We start from the raw sequence: 19,293 nt of genomic DNA, 5'->3' as shown, positions 1-19,293 counted from the left end.
TATGGGAATTAAAATAAGAATAACCGAACAACAATTTAACCGGATAAGAACGTGCCAGAACCTTATCGTGCCCAAAGATTTTGTTACAAGGCCTTTGAGGCAATCAAGCCACCCGGTATTTGCAAGCGCTTCTGTAATGCCTCAAGGCCGCCAAATGGAAGAGCTTTTCCGGATCAACGGGGTTCCCATCACGGGTGTTGCCGTAAACGGCATTCCCGATGTTACGGCGGTCATCGCAAGGCCGGGAATGGAAGCCCGCCTGGCAAGCACCCCATTTCAGGCCGGGACTCTTAAATCGGGCGGTTGGCAAGAATATTTAAAGAAATTCCCGCAACAGGTGCAAAATGCAGTGGATGTCTGCCATAAAGACAAACCGTTGATAGTCCCCCTGTTCAGTTACCCGATGATAAGGGACGAGGAGCATTTTGCCATCACAAAAGAACCGTCCTCTATGGTCGGCTCGCTGGCACTGGCAAACAGGAACAATCCGGTGGCAAGGATATTCAGGAACATACCTTGGGGTCCCGTAGCGGTAGATCTTCCCGCGTGTCTTGAAATGCCTCTTTTACAGTTGATACGGGATCACGCGAATGGCACTAATATTGGATGGCCCATGATATGCAGGCCCGCGGCAACATCGACATTATTATACTATAAAGACAGAAACGACACAGAGAACATCGTTCCCTATCAGGTCAACCGCGCGCTGCTTGAACCTGTAATAAAAAATGTCTATACATTCAGCGGAACGCATGAACAATGCGTGACAGCCAGCGACGGATCACTGCTTTACAGGTTTGAGAACGCGGACGGCTTCAAAGCCCTTCCGGAAGAGCTTTTACCTCTTTATCTTCCAAAAGACGCAAAAGACATAAAACTTCTTGTTTCTCCTGAAAGGGTCGGAGATATACCCTATCTGACTGTTGACCTTGGCCCTTTATTTTCAAGAGACCCGGAATTAGAAGACGGTTTTATAGCCGGCCGCTTAAAATTTATTTTCCTGGTAAAAGGGCTTCATCCCGCAAAACCGGAAGAATATAACACGCGGCTGCCCATAAGGATCACAGGCCCCTTCCATTTCAAAGGGAACGTGGATTTTGAGATGAGCATAGAAAAGAAACAGATCCTGCTCTCCGGGAAAAGGTCCGCTCCGGACGTTTATAGACTGCCCCATTCGTGGATAGGATGCCTTGGCCTTGAGTGCGGCACAAAGCTGAAAGACCAGCCGATAGAAAGCCTCACCATAGTAAAAAATGACGGGACCGAAGCCCCCGCGGATCCCGATCTTCTTACCTGCTTTCCTGAGATCCTTGCGGAAATGCCAAATCCTGATTTCCCGAGGATCGTTGACGCGAGAGCCCATGGCGGCATGGTAATAGCAAAATATGAAAGGGACGACGGGACAACATATTGGGACTGGGCGCCCGAAGAAACACTGCTCGCACGAGGTTATTCAGAAAATAGAGATATCGAAGGCGGGCTTGCCCTTATCAGGTACAGATATGATATCGGCGGAGAACAAAAGATCGGCACGACTGCGTATCCAATCACAAAGGATTCCACCTCCCGGCTGCAGAGAAAAATGAGATCGGTCCTTTTTAATCCGGTGAACGCGGCCAGGGTCATTGAGATGGTCCCGTCACCTGACCAGATGACCCTCACGGCAGTTGCGGGAAAACAGCTCAACCCTTTAAGTTCTCAATTGATAGATCCTATATATTATTCGATTACGCCGCAAACTTTATACGGCAGGATGAGCAGGATAAATGGCCACACCATTTTCCCGGACGGGAACAAGATCATAATTCATATGGAAGGATGCCGTATCCCTGTTCGTGTCAATTCCGGAGATCTTATCGATAATGACAACAGGCCTTTGTACGGCAATCCGCTTCAACCGCATATAACATCGCCTGATGACATATATGTGCCGTACTCGCGCGGCGAGTGGGCTCAAAAATTCAGGCCGAGAATAGGAAGGTTCCTCGGCTGGGCACCGGACAAATCCCCGGAAACCGCGCAAGACCTTAGCCCGGAGAACTTAATGCTGCAGGAATTGAAAGCTATGCTCTATCCTGTAGAAAAAATTGACGTTGGTTCTCCCGACCTCAACAGCTTCCTGCCTCAGGGAGCAATTATAGAAGGCATTGCCTATATGTGCCCGGCATCCTCGATACAGGTTGAGGTCGGCAGAGACGGCAAAAAGCACTGGATACCTTTATCGGAACCCCTGGGAAGGACCGACAATATAAACTTTTCTATGGGTGTGCATGATGTCATAGAAAGCGAGGCGGAAAATGACGGGCAATAATATACTTCCGCGCTTTACCGTGCGCTTTCCGGACCACCGGGTGAACGGCCTGACCTTTGACCGCGCGGGAACGCTTTGCTCAAGGCAGAACCTGAACAGGGCAACGAACAACAGGTTCGATGAGACGTCGTTCGGCAGGAGCCAAGACCATATCGAAAATCCGCAGAACTGCTCATTTTCAGCGGGCCGCGACTGGAATTTTTATCCGGCAATTATCTCGCAGCAAAATTACGGCGAGTCGAAGATACCTTCATGGGCGCCTAAGATCGTCGGCAGGTTCGGCTGGGGGCTGAATGCCGGCAGGGAAAACCCGATAGAAACGGGGACAGCGGCAGTAATAACGCTTGAAGAACATCTTGAGGGTACTTTTATGCCCAATTCGATCTTTTCAACAAGACTTCCCCATGAATTGCTTTTGCCCGCAACAGAAAGGGCTTTCATCGATCTTTTTGGACAAACAAGAGGGCCTCAAATATGGACGGCCCTGACAAATAGGCGTATTATCGGAATAGGAGGGTTTGTGGATCAGCAAAGATACCCCGCGCTCGATCCCCGCGACCCATATGACATTGCCGCCGTAAGAAATGAATTACAAAGAGTGTGTTTTAATCAGCTTGAGATCAACGGGGTGCTTTCTATCCTGAATACTGTAAATCCGGATGTGCCGGTATTTGACCCGCGCAAAGCCGGAGACTGGATAAAAGAGGATCTTATTTTCACGGCCGGCGAAGACACCAGGACGCAAAAGAATATGCTATGGTATGTCAACGGCAGCAAGGAAATAGCTCTCGGACTTCCCGGTTCAACGGCTATCGAAGATACGGAAGGCAAAGCCAGGAACCAGGAGGGGAACCGTTACGACCACACAAGCATACAGGCGCTTGGGCCGGACATGGTGTTTAGCGCCATCAAAGACCAATACAAGCTCCAGTATAATCCTCTTGACCTAAGGGTGCGAAATGCCATCCGCATGACATACAAGGCTATAACAGAAGAAATAACCGGATGGCAATGGTACAGATGGGTAGACGCGGAGGTCATCAGGAATTACCTGCCGGTCATGTTCCTGGCTACCGGGGGGCTCGGAAAAGCGTTTTTCGGGGCAATGGAAGACCTGATCTATCCAATATTCGCCCTGATAGGGATACAAAGCGTATCTTGGGGATTTTTCAGCGCCCAGAAAGGATTTTCCCCGGCATTTACATTTTTAAAATATCCCGCCCTCAACAATACCAACCTGCCGAGGATCATAAAGGGCAACGATGCCGTGGACAAAGGCAAAGACCCTACATGCGGCGAGTTTTCGTCATCCAGGGGTCTAGTTCAAACGGACATGCCAAAATACATGGTAAATTTTCTCAATATCCTGCAATTTCCGCAAAAAGTCGCTCTTGGTATTTTTGCCGCGGGTCTTTTCAGCTCCGGATACCACAGCCTTGCCTCCTGGATCAACGCGGGCTGGCTCGCGTACCAGTCATACGGGCTCTCGCTTTCAAAAAGATACCTGAAGGAATCAAATACAACGGTGCATACAATGGATATCACATCCGAAGACGCTGCATCCGTGAGGGCGGAATTACCCCGTTTGAATTTTGACCGAGCGCAAAGCGTGATCTATTGGCTCTGCAAAACATACAAATCGCCTGAAGAACTGGCAAAACAAGAGAAACTAGCACGAAGTACAATAACTGACCGAGATAAATTAGATGCTAAAATCGCGGATATAAGAAGTTGCGATATGTTAAAAATACGGATTGGCCGTGGGACTGTTGCGAAATCAAGAATTCCTGATGAGGGTGACCTTGAAAAAACCAAAGGCCTTTTTGAAGACCCTAAGGCGGATACTCTGGTATTTAGGCCGAATATTACAGATGGTCAAATTGACTGGCTTGATATTAAACCGAAAACAAAAGACATTTTGAAACAGGCCCACAGTGATTCCAATGCTCCGGTTATCGACAATTCTTCGCTTGTAGTTTCGCTCAGGGCAAAATATGAGGGGTATAAGGGCTTCGCGCTCGCGCTTTTCGGCCCCAGATCAAAAAAGCTGGCAGAATCGGCAAGAGACCGTATGATGGACCTGATCGCAGAAAAAAGCAGGGACCCGAGAGATGAAACTTCTGAACAAAGAACGGATAGATATATTGAAGTGATGGGAATGACCAACGAGCTTGAGAGACAGATGAGGGATTTCTACCAGCGTTATTACAGTTACACTTTTGATATTTCGGACTTGCTGCCGAAAAAGGACCGTGAAACGGGCAGGGCCGGGAAGGAAAAGCTGCGTGAAGAAACAGCGCTCCACGACATGCTGGCGCCGCTGAGACAACCTGTCAGAACCGGTCTGGGACCATTATTGATCGCCAGGATCAACGACATAACAGCAATCCCGGTCGCGACAATAACTCCGGCATCATTATCACGGACTCCCGGGCAGAGAGAAGGCGTTCTCATCGATCAGCTTCGTATCAACGGATATATAGACCGAAATGGAAACGTGCTGCCAAAATATGCCCCGGCAAACCCAATTGACTTGCCGGCAGGACCAGCAGTTACTCCTGCTGAACTTGCCACAATAACAGCGGCATTTGCGCGCGTGGCAGGCTCCGGGGCCGCAACCGTCACCTATGCCGAAAAATTGGACCGCATAAGAAAGATAGGTGCGAAGGCTTCCTTATGGGGAATGGAGAATGTTTTCCAGTCAGCTAATAATGCTTTCGTAAATATCAGCAGGAGGTACTATTAATATGAGCGATGAAATATCTATCACTAATAATAATGTGACGTATAAAGGTTCTGTCATGATCGAAACGTCATCCGTTGAGCGCGCCATAAATATCGCCTCAAAACTGGACAGGGCTGTCACGGACAAAACATTGCCCGGCCTCAGGCAAGACAATAGAAGGATGCAGGTGACCGTCGGCAGCACGGTACTCTTTGACGCGGAAGACCTTGGCGCCGCTGACAGGGAAACATGGGTCAAGAAATGCGGGTGCATTATCCCGAGGATCCTTGTTTTTACCGGAACGCAGTCCGGCACCTCCGGAATGAAGTTCCTTATAAAGCAACAAGAATCTGTCCTAAAAAAGTCGCTTAACACCGCATCGCGCGATATAGCCGCCACATTAAAGGCCAGGATAGACCTTGCCACGAACTATTTTATTGATAAGGACTTTGACAAGGCGATCGAGCAGTGCGAAACGATAATTAAATGCAGATATCTGAACTCTGACTTTTACTACGAGGCCTTATTCCTTAAATCTCAGATCTACAGGGCGCAGGCCTTGGAGGCAGAGGACCATCAAAAATTCGAAGACGCGCTGGCCATTCTGAACAGGATCATCAACGACGATGAGGGGCGGGCAAATCTCGGCTATAAGATGCGCGCCTCGCATGAAGCCGGGCTGATCCATCTTCTCAAATTTCAAAGAGGGATCGTCCCTGGCCTGAACAAAGACGGCATGACCAATGATGATGGAAAAAAACAATATATCGAGACCATCAGAAATTATTTTGAATGGTCCATGGAGCTTTGCTCTACCGCAAGAAAACCAAAGCACCTTGAAGCCCTTGATCCGGAAAAAACAAAAACGCACCGCGATATTTCATATTTCTCGGGCATCGAATACAGGACCGATTACGGCGAGATATTTGAGGCGGCAAAAACAATGCTCTATTTAGGAGCTCTATTCTCAACCGCGGCCGAAGACACAAGGGGAACTTCGCCTGAAGCATCGATACTCAGGGAACAATATTCTAAAGCCTCAAAAGACTGGTACCGCCAGCTCGATACTTTCGGCCAGTTCAGGCGACCGTTTATTTATAAAGACCTCCAAAAACCGAGCAACTTTTACGGTTACAGAGCGCAGGCCTTCATGGCGATGGCGTCTGCCGACATGAAAGATCCAACCAAGGATAATATCGATTCCGCATTAAAGAATATTGATAAGGCGTTCAATTTGATACTTGAGTACAGGCAAGAAGAAGTGTGCTTCTTTTATTTGCGCAATTACTTTGAAAGGGCTCTGTTTTTTGATCTGCGTAAAGATCTAAATATCTATCTTAAGGCAATTATTGCAAAGATCGATGATAATTCCCTGAAAGCAGATGAGCTTAGGAACCTGGAAGGCCTTAATAAAATATTAGCTCGTTTTAATGTTGCGGTTAAACCTGATACCGGCATTAGAGGCGCCTTAACGGATACCATTAAAGCAATAGACAGCGAAATAGAAATGGAAACATCCCTGACACCCCCCGGCATTACGTCAAAAGCCGGAACAATGAAACTATATTACGACACTTATACCTTCAATCCGGGTGGAAAATAATTATTCATCATTTATGAATTGCCTTGCTGACACCCGGGCATATCCATATCAGCAACAGCCATTTTATATGAAATTCCCATAATATTCACCCGATGTAATATTAAGATATGATGAAAATATACGGCTGAAATCCTGCCGGGTTTTGACCGATATATATATAGAGGGGATAGGCTCGGCCCCTTTTTCTGGAGACAGAATATATGCCGATAATAGATGATAAGCAATACAACAGTTTTTTAGATATTCCTGAGTTCCCGCGGCTGAGGACGTTACTTAACGATGCTGTTACGTCAGGGAATGTTCGCGCTATCAGGAGCGCGGCAGAAGATTTTAAAAAACATCCTGATTGGTGGAGAGGATTCTGCGAAAGGTCAGATATAGATGACCGGGCTTTTGACATAATTACAAAAGCCGCGCTTGGCATAACATCGGCCAATGCTACCGAGAATAAAAACATCTTATTATACACAATAAATCAGCATATGAAAGAAATACTGGGCAGTACACAATATGAATACAAAATTGTTTACGGCGCGGTTAGGCTGGAAATTGAAGGAAACGAAGAAACAAAATTAGAGAAGAATATCCCGTATCTTTCCAAGATCGACGATCTTATAGAAAAGAGGAAATTTGAAGAGGCATATAGTAGCATGAAAGAATTATTGTGTTTGAAGACGGCGGGCGGCATGCCCCTTACAGAGATCATCGATAACAGGCCCAACAATAAGGTGAAACCCGGGATGTGCGAGCCATGGTTCACATCTTCCATCTACAGAAAAATGGCAAAAGCGTGCGTTTTTATGGGCATTCACACCAAAGAACAAAAATACTTCGATGAAGCAGTAAACTATTTGAAAAAATCGGAGCTGGTCACGCTTGAATACTATGGCGCCAATTTTAAGACGGACGGTCAAGTTGATGCCACCCTTATTTATGGCCTAAAACTCCGGCTTCTGTCTGATGAAGATGAGACAAGAAGGAAAGCTTTATCTGAAATAACAGGGAAAATCCCGATTGCAGATCTTTTTTTATATATTGAATCGGAGATAATGGATGCGGGGATGAAAAAAATTGAAGCGGCATCGGCAGATATCAATAAACTTCCACCGGTTAAAATCGTAGATTCACTGAATACCTTGAACGGATTTTTAACCGCAAAGGTAAAAACCACGGAAATAGTCGGTTTTTTTGATGGCGCCTCAAAGAAAAATCCCTGGTTAAGAACAAACCTTTACAGAGCTATCGGGCATCTCCTCATCTCGCTGTCAACGACCAAAGACACCCTTACGACTGATGACAGAAAGAAACTCGCAACTATTTTCAATATCAGCCTTACTAATGAGGCCGGCAAGTTTACCCTGGAGGAAAAGAAGCTCCTCATAGATACCGCTGTAAATAAATATCTCGATCCCGCGCTTGCCCATGCCGTCAATTATTACAAACCCGACAGAAATGACAGAAAGGACATATCTGATGTTATAAAAACACTGGAAACGAATAAAGACACGGCCGCGTTAAATGATGTTGCCGGCCTGTATGTGGTCATTCAGACCGAGCTTGCGTTCGCGTCAAATGCACTGGGCAGCATTTATGACAAAGCGGCAAAAACAGAATCGGATGCGAAAACCGCGGCAGACTATAGGAAAAAAGCCGACGGATATTTTAAAGTTGTGGCGGATGCCAGAGGGCCGGCACTTGAAATCGCCGGGAAATGTAAAACGCCTGATATAAATAATATGACCGCCCGCTTCAAGGTCGTGTGCGGTGAAGCCTCTTTGATCGTGGCATACAATAAGCTTGATGCCGATACCCGGGATGCCAATGCCGAACTTATTAAATGCCTCAAAGAATGGGAAGCCATGCAGGCAAAGACCGGAGAGCCTTCAAAAGAAAAAGCCGATGCGCCGGTATCGGTTGAATTGAAGATACTTATGACTTCAGCCTTCCGTGCTACTCTCTTCAAGGTACAGTTGTCCCTGATGGGGCTTTCCCTGAACCACGAAATGAACAAAGAAAATAAACTGGGCTCTATTGAAAAAGAACTGTCTGAGCTGTCACTGCTTGAAAATGAACTCGCGAAACTGCCTGACCTGTTGAATGAAAGAGATCTAAAAATGTTGGGGTTGCTGAAAATAGAAGGCCTTTTCCAAAAATATTTCGTGCTCAAATCTCTGGGCAACACATATACGGACAAAACCGGCAAAAGGGGTTCTGTCCTTGCAAGCGAACTTTTTGCAATGTTAGGACCGGCCATACAACGGTTTTTAGTCGTTGACCCAAAGGCTGAGAAAAAAGAAAACGCTGAACTTGAAGCCCTTAATAAGAAGCTTACCGACGACGACAGCGACATCTACGCCGATGCGGCTCTGTATCTTGTCACTTTCAAACTCCTTGAGGCGGGAAGTGACATCGAAAAGCTGAAGCACGCGCGGGCTTTGATAGAAAAGGTCCTTGAAAGCGAAATATACAAATCAGGAATAAAAGGAGAGTATTTTAAGCTCAGTGCTGACCTTCTGGCTCTGGAGGTCTCAAGCTCCTTAAGACAGGCATATAAGACCTCGGGAAATGCGGACGGCGTATCTGCTCAGACATCTGCTCAAACCGCAAAGATGAAGCAGTATCTTTCATCGCTTACCGGCATTGAGGCCGGAAAGATCGTCTTTAACTTTAATAAATTAACAAAAGCTGACTTGGCTCTCATAACAGCTGCCATTGGCAAAGTTAAACATAAAGACTTAAGGGCAAAGGCTTTGCTGATCCTTGCCGAAACGATACTGTCAAATATCGACGATACATTTGAAGATGCGTTAGAGAGCATTAATAACGTTTTTAATCTCGCTCAAACAGCAAGAGGATATCTAAAAGACTCTTACTATAATAAATCTGCTTCCCTTTTGATGGTTGAAGCCTCCCTCCGCCAGTGGTATCTGCTCCGGAATAAGAACAAAGATACCGGCGAGGTTGAAACACAGCTCCAAGAAGCTATAAGCAAGATCATACCTGAATGGACTTTTGGAACAGAAAAAGCGGCGTACGAACAGACCCTAATTACAAATGCTATTGAAGACGTCGACTCTTCCCTTGCGGTAAAAGCCGCGGTTATAATCGCCCGGGTCCGCCTTGCCCAGGCAATAGATACTTACGAAGAAAAAGTAGACTCCCCTATCAGCTTTGATCATGTGATAGATATCGCCAAGGCCGTCGCTGGTATTACGAAAACAAAAGATTCAGAAAGAGATATTATGACAGCAAAAGTCCTGCAGGCCGAAGCTCTTCTTGCCAAATACTATAGAGCTAAAGATCTGACAGAGGAAGTTGAACTACCGAAAGAGATATCAGATATCCCAAATTCATTTGGGATAGACACAAATAATATCGATACTTCAAAAGCTATGCTGATCAAAAACAATTCCTTTAACAGGGATCTCATCTTAAGGGCTTTGCTAGTGGCATATGACGTGAAAGCAAGCCAAGCAATTGACAAAAGAGATATTACTGCTCTTTTAAATATAAAAGGCTCATTAGAAGCGCTTTTAAAAGAACCGTATTTTTCCGGCATCCTTTCAAAGGGCTATTACAAGCTTCAACTGCAGTTAAAGATAGCGGAATGCGCCTATATCGCGGCATTAACAGCATTGGGAACAAACGATCCGGCGTTGCGGACAAAAGGAGCTGGTCTTGCTATTGAAGCGGCTGGTCTGGCAAAAATCGCACTTATCGGGGATGGAACACCTTCGATAGGCAATATTAGGACTGTTTTTGAGTCTCATTCAAATGTCGGACTTGGCCCCATTTCCGCAAGGCTTATCCTTCTTATGGCGGAAAATGACATCTATTCGGCAAATAGCAAAGACAATCGTAATGAAAAACTAACAATAGCTCGGACGGCAAAAAGTTTACTCGATATAATTTACGATCCAAATAAATTGGGCCTCTTAAAAGGCAGAAGTTTATTTGAGGCCCGTTTATGCCAGGCAGAAATATTGCTTTTGCTATCTTCAGATCAAAACATCAGCGAGGAAAAGAAGCTTGGCCTTAAGATCGGAGCATTTAAAGATTGTTTCTTAATTTTTAAATATTGCAAATCGGAGGAAATAAAAAGCCGCGCCAAAACCCGAATGCGGGAATGTTTGCGAGATGGGGGGTCTAATGAAATTAGGGCTATAAATGATATTTACAAAGAGTTGTTAAATAAATATGGGCAGAAAGAATAATCCATATTAATCGGAATCAATTTCATAAAGAAAAGGAGAACGAACATGGAAAAAGCGACTTTGACCGGCGCGGGGAATATCGAAAAGGTTTATGAGCGTTTGAGAAAGATAGATTCAATAAGGGACGGGAATATCACCCGCGAGGAACTTGACGAAGCCGCAAAGAAGCAAATCGACACGTCCGATGTGATACCGGCGATAAAAGAATGTGACGATAATAATTATGTCTCGTCATATAATGGGCGGAATGTATCTGTAGCAGAGTTTAAGCAGGCTGCGATCGAATATCTTGAAAAGCAGAAACAAAGCAAGGATTTTATAGATCCGTTCCCGGCCAAAGAATGAGCCAAGTGAAATTTGGCTCTATTTTGGACGATATATATATAGAGGGGAAAGAAAAGAGACGCCAATGACCATTGATTATAATGCGGATTTCACTAAATTGTTTGTGAAATAGGATTTTTATTATGGATGATTATCAAAAAGCGATTAAAGAAACTTCAGATGTCGGCAAGAAATATCTTTCTCCGTCGACAAATGGACGAAAAGAACCCGAGTTGACCCGTGAAGAAAGAATATCTGTAGAAGAGCACGTAAAGGATTTGGAGCGAGGGTTGATAGATAACCCAAGATACAGAAACGGTCTTTTATTGTCGACAGCGAGATATCATTTTAACATAGCGCCAGGAGAGGGCTCTTTAGCAGAAAAAAAGAGGGGGACAGAAGAAAACACAAAAAAAGCCAAAGATATTTGCATTGAGGTATTGAAGAGCAATATAAGTAAGGACAATGACCAAAACGGTACGATCAAAAATGCGGTCACACTTCTTGCCGACTGCCTTATGCGGGGAGACGCGAAAAATGTCGAGACCGCAAAAAATCTGTATGGGGCGCTTTTGTCGGAAAAATTAAGCGACCTACTCGCTTACCTAAAAAAGATCCCGGGGCTATCAAATATCGATATTAAGTTCACTCCATGGTTTACCAAAAATAGCGAAAGAGTGGTCCTTTCGAAAAATATCGGCATGGCGGAGAGCCGGCTTCTGTCCTTTGCTCTCGATGACACAAAAGTCAAGACCACAAGAGAACAAATAAAAGCCCGTCTCAATAGAATTGAAGACGCGTTTAAAAAGTCATTAGAATTGATTGGTGCCACTGTTGAAAACAAACCGTTAGAACAGCAGTTGAATGTATTTGCCTACGCTTTCAGTTTTAACCAATGGGCGCACAATATTTCCGTGTCGGAAATGGCAAGGGAATACGTCAAAGCTAAATTCCTTATTGCGGTGAATGAGAAAGACGAAACAAAAAAAGTCGGGCTTTTGAAAGAATTGGAGACCATCGGGTCCAAGCTCATCGGATTCGAGCATAATAAAAAAGATTCATTATTAAAAGCTATCGAGCGTTTACCCCGCGATTCGAGCACAAAACAATATCTGGATCTGATCGCTACTGATATCTGTATCTCGGTCGGCCAGGCGGCTCTCCAGGCATGGCAGCTGGCCAAGGGGAAGAACGATGAAGACGGCGCGTATACAGCCCGCGGGATAATGGATATTTCCTCCATAATCGCCCAGGAAACGCTTCAAGCCCTATCAGAGAACAAAGATATTGAAGGCCTAAAGCTGGCACTGGGAAAAGGGACTTTAAAGGAATACGAAAGGATGCTGGTGTCGCGCTTCATCCTCCTGAATACCAAGCTCAACCTAGCTTCTATGGAAGGCAGTGATGTCCTCAAGCAGCAGGAAACAATAAAACAGGCCATTAAAAACCTTGAGCTTCTTGCCTCATCCTCAAACCTCAGCAATTATGATATGGCGGACGCGCTCATAATACTTGGCAATCTTTTTACGTTTGTAAATAATACCGCCGAAGCATCGGCCGCTTATATCAGGGCCGGGCAGATCGCGGAGAATCCGAAGCAGAATAATGAAGCCGGGTTCAGGCTCGCAAAATTGAGGGGCGATAAAAAAGCCCTCGGTGAAATTTACAGCAAAACTGATGCGGGCGACCGGATAAAATATGAGGCTGGGATCGATCTGGCATTCAGATTGTTTGCCGAACACGATAAAAATGGCGCGGAAAAATATTTTAAAGAAATAGCTGATTCCGGCAAAGCTCCCGCCAAGATAAAAGCAAATGCCAAATCAGCCCTCGGAAGCATAAAGGTTAGCAGGCAGGATTTTGAAGGAGCCGTTAGTGATTTTGTCTCGGCAAAGGACCTGGACCCGGTCAATTTTGAATTGTCCGTGCACACGGCCAGGGCCATGTATCTTACGGACAACGACGGTAAAATGAACGGCGCGGTCGACCTTTACGAAGAAGCTTTGAAAGAGCTCCTGTTAAAAGCGGACATCCCTATACAAGAGGCGGTCAAAACCGCTTCCGGCATCAATATCAGGCAGAAAGTCGCCGGCATCGTATTCGGCGGCGATCCAAAGGCATTGCAGGCCCTTTCCGAAAATGATTACGGCCGGCTGCTCATACTTTTGGCCCTTGAGGCGTCCGCCAAGAACTGCATGGCAAACCCCGGATATGACGGACCGGACGGCAGAAAATGGGTACTGGCCGCGGCCGCGTACCAGGAAAAGATGGGGACGCTCTTCTTTGATGAGTGGGACAAAAAGTCCGCCTGCGGTTATCTTTTTGAATCCCAGATCTATTATGACCTGAAGACGACCTACGAAATACTGAACGCCAAAAGGATGCCGGGCTATGACCTCAAGCTGGCCGGAATATATAAGAACCTGGAAGGTGTCAAGAACATTGATTCGATAATAAAAAGGTTCCGCCTCGAGGAAAGCAACAGGACTTACATATATCCCGGCAAGGTCCTCAGCGGAAGGACATTCCTTTCTTCACCTTATGATAGGACCGATGTGTATTATTCTCTCTCGCCTTTCGACGGAACAGCAACTCTTTCCGCGGAGCAGCGGATAAGATTGAGCGAAAGAACGACCCTGGTCCTGAATAATCAAGTTGAGGATAATAATGGTAAAAAGAAAAGCGGATATGACAGCATAGGGGGCGAGTGGACCAACGGACAGGATGCTTTTTCCGCGGGCATACATAATAGATACGAAGATTCGGAATATGGGAAGAAAACAAATACGATAGGCGCTAAAGTCGGGGTCAACCGCCAGCTCGACAAACATTGGAATGTTGGCGCATCAATACTGGCGGATAAAGACAGCCAGGGGAATACGGCTGTATGGCCGGAACTTTCTCTCGCATATTCAAACGATCTCGGGAACGGAATCAGTTTTTTTGCCGAAGCAACGCTCGGAGGCGGCACTAAAATAGGCAAAAAATACAATTGGAAAGTCATTGATAAAAAAGAGACAACCGTCGGAGCGCCGGCATGGACCGATACCAATCCACATTACAGCACGCAAACGGTATCCGATTCCGACGGCAATGAGCTGAGGCGGATCGGCTGGCTTCATGAGACCATGCGTGATAGGACGACCGGCATTTTTTTCGAGGGCTGGTTCGTAGGATTTGCCACAGACAATGCGGTAAACAATGTCTCGCTGACAGACGGAAGCGGCAATGAAATAGCACAGTTAAGGCTGAACAATATTTCCATGACCGGCTACGCTTATATGGAGCGCAATTCCATAGTTCAGCTTGACCAGAGAAACCAAACAACAACTACAGATGCTTCCGTCAGGCCCGCCATTGATGCCATAGATACAAGCATCATTAACTCCGATTCAAACAATAGGCCAACCGTAGGGATCTACAGGGAAACCTACAGCACTTCTTCCGTAACAACGGAAGGAAATAATGTTATCTATAATGTCATCGTACAGGGCTCGAAGAGGACCCTTAATCCCGGCGTTCCTGCCAATACATGGATGACAGATGCCAATAGCACGTGGACTACCCCTAGTGAAGCTTACAGTCTGCAGATAATCAGAAAGAACGGCGGCAAAGAGACTGAAATAAATATGATAAAGGACGGCAAAACAACAACAATTTACAGGGCCCAGATCGAGGAAGTCAACACTACAACTAATGCGGCAATGGGCTCTCTCAGGGCTTTTATTACAAAAGCTTTTGATACTCGAATGCCGACCGGGTTGATGGCCACCGCGGGCGTCGACGCCTATGCTGAAGAAAGGCATGCCACTGCTACTAACGCAGGCGGTGATCTGACGCTGTACGCAATACCTTCTGAAAACACAAAAATATACGCGGGGCCTGGATTCACTCTGCAAAACGACGAAACAACCCGCGATGTAACGCCTTATGGCAAAGCCGGACTCGTGCAAAGACTTCCTGTTTTTGGCGATGACATCGCGTTCAGGGGTGAATTAAATATCGGAAATCCTGAAAAAGGGGTGTCCGGATTCCTTGGCTTTTCGGTAAACAGATTTGATCTCGGATTAAGTATTTCAGAAAGCGCAACCGGATTTGGGCTTTTCTACACACTGCCCGGTTCATCGACCCCGCTTGGCTTATCAATAGATCCAAGCGGCAAGCCCAGCTGGACCACTTTCTGGCTTACTGCTGTAAACGGCAAATTTGTTTTTAATCCGTATTTTGCCGTCGCCGCGGCGCTCATCACCGCCGGCGTATCTATCCCCGGATTGATGAACAGCAGAAAAATAACTACTGAACTTGAAAATATCGTGAGCAACGGCATCGTCACAAACAGATCTTTTAGAGGCCTGAGCACCGACAGCTCACGGGTGCAGGCGGCTCTTGGTTCAGCGGGATATACGGACGAGAAAGGCATTGTCCAGCCGAAGTTCGACCCGAAAGACGAGAAGAAATTCTCTCTCAGGGATGCGAGGATAATAACCGCGGAAGATTACAAAGATAATCTCTCCGGCGAAAAACCTCTAATAAGAAAAGCGGACTTCTCGCAATTTGAAAAAAGGCAGGCGCTTGTGTGGAAAGAACTGAGCAAAGCAAGATTCATAAGCACGGGGTTTTTGTTTATCGGAAGCAATGTGGTAACGGATAATTTTTTCAAGACTATTAAAAACAAAGACGACTTTATCCGGGCTTTTAATCCCACGAAAACGGACAATAGAATCGATAAAACAAAGTTCGAGCAGTTCGGAGACAAAAAGAACCTTATCCTCGCTGAGCTGGTCAAGTCTAGGCATATAGCAAAGGGCGGACTTTTCGGCGGGGCCTACTCGGTCAGCGATACGTTCAGCGGCAATATAGGGGAACTCGGAACTTTAAAGCTTTCCGCTAAAGACAAGGAAAAGATAAACGAGATCCTCAATTCTTCCAAAAAGGGAGCAAGCCTTTTCACTGCCGATGAAAAGGCGGCCGTGTTCGAAATACTCAGCAACGCAAAAATTAATACTGTCCGCCAGCAGCTCATCGACCACGGATATATCGACAAAACCGGCGCGGTCAATCTGAAGAAAGCAAAAGAAATTAAAAAGCCGGAAGATATCGGGATATCTGCAACGCCTGGTGTAAAGAAGGCCATATACGACAAAATGGCGTCAGTTAAATCTTCCGTCAATCCCAAAGACGAACCAAAGATCTTTGAAGCGCTGAAAACGGCACGCACGAGCGACCCCGTGTCCATGGCGTATTACAGGTCCGGCCGCGATGAAGCCAAGATCAAGTACGGCAGGATCACCAGAAAATTGATCCCGTTCGTCCCGTGGGAAGTTGATTTTAAGGGAATAATAAAGAATTCGGGGACAATTCCGGGATTGAACCTCATCACATCCATCGGCGGCACAAGGGAGACTATCGAAAAGAGAAATGTGGCAAAAGATGTCAGGGCCGCAATATTAGTGATAAATGAAACAGCGTTAATTTTGAAAGACCCTGCCTTAAAAATAAATGAAAAGACCAAAAAACAGCTTAAAGAAGACGGCCTCTACCTGATGTACAGGGCGCTCAGCGCCAACGGCACGGAGCAGGGCCTCAGGGCGGAAATAGGAAAAGCGCTCAATCTGCTGCCGATGGAAATAAAAACGGAACTTCTTGACCTCCTGAGAAAGGACCTGGTCAAAGCCGGGGACGCCAATGTCCAGGTGCAGGGCCTGTTCGGCAAAGAAGAAAGGAACCTTATTTCAGGCAAAAGGTTCGTAAGGGATTCCCTCACCGGCATGAACGACACTCTCATACGCGCCGAAAAAGATTCGCTGAAAGAGAGCAGGGCTTCCAGTAAAAACGTCGCCGGCGTGAAGACAGAGATAGCCGTCAGGCTGGCAGATATAAAAGAATCGGCCAAAGTCCTTCACGATATCCTCCTTATGATCGATGACTGCAACAAAAAGGGGGAAACCGTTCTCGCAGAAAATATGCGCGGCCAAATAAACGGCATTCACAAAAAATTATACGGCCATTTTACTTCGTTATTGCTGACAGCCAGAAAGAGTAGCAGCTACGCGGGGCTTGTGGCTGATGCTTTTGCCGGTCTTACCGCCGACGAAAAAGCTCATCTGTCCTATTTTGAGAACATCAAAGGAGATCTCAAGGATTTTTATATCAACAGGGCACCCGGCATTTTCAGGGGGCACATTTCAGTGAAGGGCGGCTCAGGAGATGGCAGATACTCCGCCAATTTCACCACAGGAGAGTTTGTCGAATGCCTGTTTAACGGGTCAGTTAAAGAAGCTGCGATAGCAATTAGAAAGAACAGCAAATTTCTTGGGATATTCTGATCGGCTCACTTATTTTGATAACTTAGAAGCCTGACATCTTTCCAAATCTTCAAAAAAGCCTGATTTTCCATGAAATTTCATGAAATACGTACCGATATATAAATGAAGTAGATCTCAATATATATAGAAAGGGCTTTAAGATGAATGCTGCTGCACAGATTGTTAGATTCGCTCCCAAGGCCCAGATCCATAATTTTGGCGGGCATGTAAGGGCAGGCGCGGTGCCTGCGGACCATACCTTCAGGCAGCCGATCAACGATACAGGTAAGGCGGATATGCTGAGGGCTTTGATATCGGGATTGTTCGACCAGAATGCAAGCGCAAGGGAACTGCTTCCCGGAATAAGGGAAATGGAAGCGCAGAGTGTAATCCCGAGTCTTGACGCAATGGAAGACACGCCCCAGAGAGTGCTGGCAACCCGCCATGATGAACTTAAAGCAATAGTACTGGCTTCATCAAGGCGGCCTGCAGGGAGCCTGGCATTCCTCGGCCCGGAAAGCTATTTTACTCTGACGCCCCACACTCCGCCGATAAAAGGCCACACCTGGGAACCGAAACAAATACTGGCCCACAGCGCGCAGGAGCTGGCCGGTCTCACGCGGGACGGAATAGAAGAACTAAAGAGCAATTCCGTCAACCCGCGGCTTTCTACCGTTGCCATGGGATTTCCTTCGGCAGGAGAATCATCAAGAGCAATTGATTTTGTACTCAAACACCCTGATATCGTTGGCAGGATCAGGCCTCTCGGCGGGCTTAACGGAGTAAATGAAGGCGACCTGCCGCCTAGATATCTTTACCCGATAGAGACCAACAGCGGCCCCAGGACACTTCTCGGTCTTATGATGGACAACTTTGCCGCGACCCAAAGGACATTGGAAAGGACCGCGCTGACGCTTTGCATGCTGAATTCAAAAAGCGTGGGATTTACTGCTGACAGGCTTAAAACGGACCTTGCGGGATGGTCGCAGCCGGAGATCGATAATCTTTTCGGGTTCGTCCAGCCAAGCTCATCCAGGATGTTCCTGGGAACGCTGGACTTTACGGACAAGCTTTTTTCCACCGGCCACGGTGATTTTTCAATGATGCTTTCCTTATACAATGCCTATAAGGCTATGTCTGAATCCGGCATCAAATATTTCCAGTACGGGAATTGCGATGAATTCCTTTACGGCGCGGACCCCACGGTGATCGGCATGGCAAAACATCTGTTCGGCAAAGGGTACAACATGCTGGTATTTGTCGCGCCGAACTCAAACAACCAGCTCGGCGGCGGCGCCGTCCGTGAGACCTCTAACCCTGAAAGACAATTTCTCTGTGAGGGAACGGTACTGCCTGCCGACATGGTCTCGACAAAACAGAACCCTTCTTCGGTCAATACTACTTTCTATGTCATGTCAACGGCCGCGCTTGCAGAAGCTACCGACAGTCTTGGGGAACTTGACGCTGCTATAGATATTAAAATGCTCGGGCCCAGGATCGGCGCCTGTATCGACAGCTGGGCCGGTTCAGAATGGACCGGGAGATTAAAGCCTGCATTCGTGCTCGCGCCCAGGTCCGGCTTTTTTCTTGGGGTCAAATCTCTGCAGCATACCCATTCGGATGATATTCCTCCGGAGCTTAGTCTTCATCCTCTGGGTGTTTCTCACAGGATGAGCTATCACGATTTTGTTAGGCACATGGCTAATACGTTCCCTAACGTGATCGCGGCCATGATAGCGGGTGACAGCAAAGTCACAGAGGCTGTTTTTAACATGGGCGGAAGTTATTTCATAGACCCGAAGTTAATGTAG

General features: G+C 46.5%; 7 protein-coding genes. All 7 read left to right on the top strand.

What is annotated here, in order from left to right; genetic code table 11:
- Window position 1: 1 nt before the first annotated feature.
- The gene (locus NTZ10_06025) at window positions 2–2,311 is read left to right on the top strand and encodes a hypothetical protein (GenBank protein MCX5749781.1); all 2,310 of its coding nucleotides are present in this window, start codon (window positions 2–4) and stop codon (window positions 2,309–2,311) included.
- The gene (locus NTZ10_06020) at window positions 2,298–5,057 is read left to right on the top strand and encodes a hypothetical protein (protein ID MCX5749780.1); all 2,760 of its coding nucleotides are present in this window, start codon (window positions 2,298–2,300) and stop codon (window positions 5,055–5,057) included. The genes NTZ10_06025 and NTZ10_06020 overlap by 14 nt, the downstream gene beginning before the upstream one ends.
- Window position 5,058: 1 nt before the next feature.
- Window positions 5,059–6,639 (top strand): hypothetical protein, encoded by a 1,581-nt coding sequence (locus NTZ10_06015; GenBank protein ID MCX5749779.1) that lies wholly within the window; start codon window positions 5,059–5,061, stop codon window positions 6,637–6,639.
- A gap of 200 nt (window positions 6,640–6,839) precedes the next feature.
- Complete coding sequence (locus NTZ10_06010; protein ID MCX5749778.1) at window positions 6,840–10,853, top strand: hypothetical protein; 4,014 nt, start codon at window positions 6,840–6,842, stop codon at window positions 10,851–10,853.
- A gap of 45 nt (window positions 10,854–10,898) precedes the next feature.
- Window positions 10,899–11,198 (top strand): hypothetical protein, encoded by a 300-nt coding sequence (locus tag NTZ10_06005; protein MCX5749777.1) that lies wholly within the window; start codon window positions 10,899–10,901, stop codon window positions 11,196–11,198.
- A gap of 122 nt (window positions 11,199–11,320) precedes the next feature.
- Entirely contained in the window at window positions 11,321–17,503 is a 6,183-nt protein-coding gene (locus tag NTZ10_06000) for a hypothetical protein (protein MCX5749776.1), read from the top strand.
- A gap of 140 nt (window positions 17,504–17,643) precedes the next feature.
- A complete protein-coding gene (locus NTZ10_05995) occupies window positions 17,644–19,293 on the top strand; it encodes a hypothetical protein (protein MCX5749775.1) in 1,650 nt (549 codons plus the stop codon).

It is taken from the genome of Candidatus Saganbacteria bacterium, from assembly GCA_026387835.1.
In the GTDB taxonomy this organism is placed as follows: domain Bacteria; phylum Margulisbacteria; class WOR-1; order JAKLHX01; family JAKLHX01; genus JAPLKZ01.
Note: the sequence above shows the minus strand (reverse complement) of the source record. Positions and strands in the feature narration are given on the sequence as shown.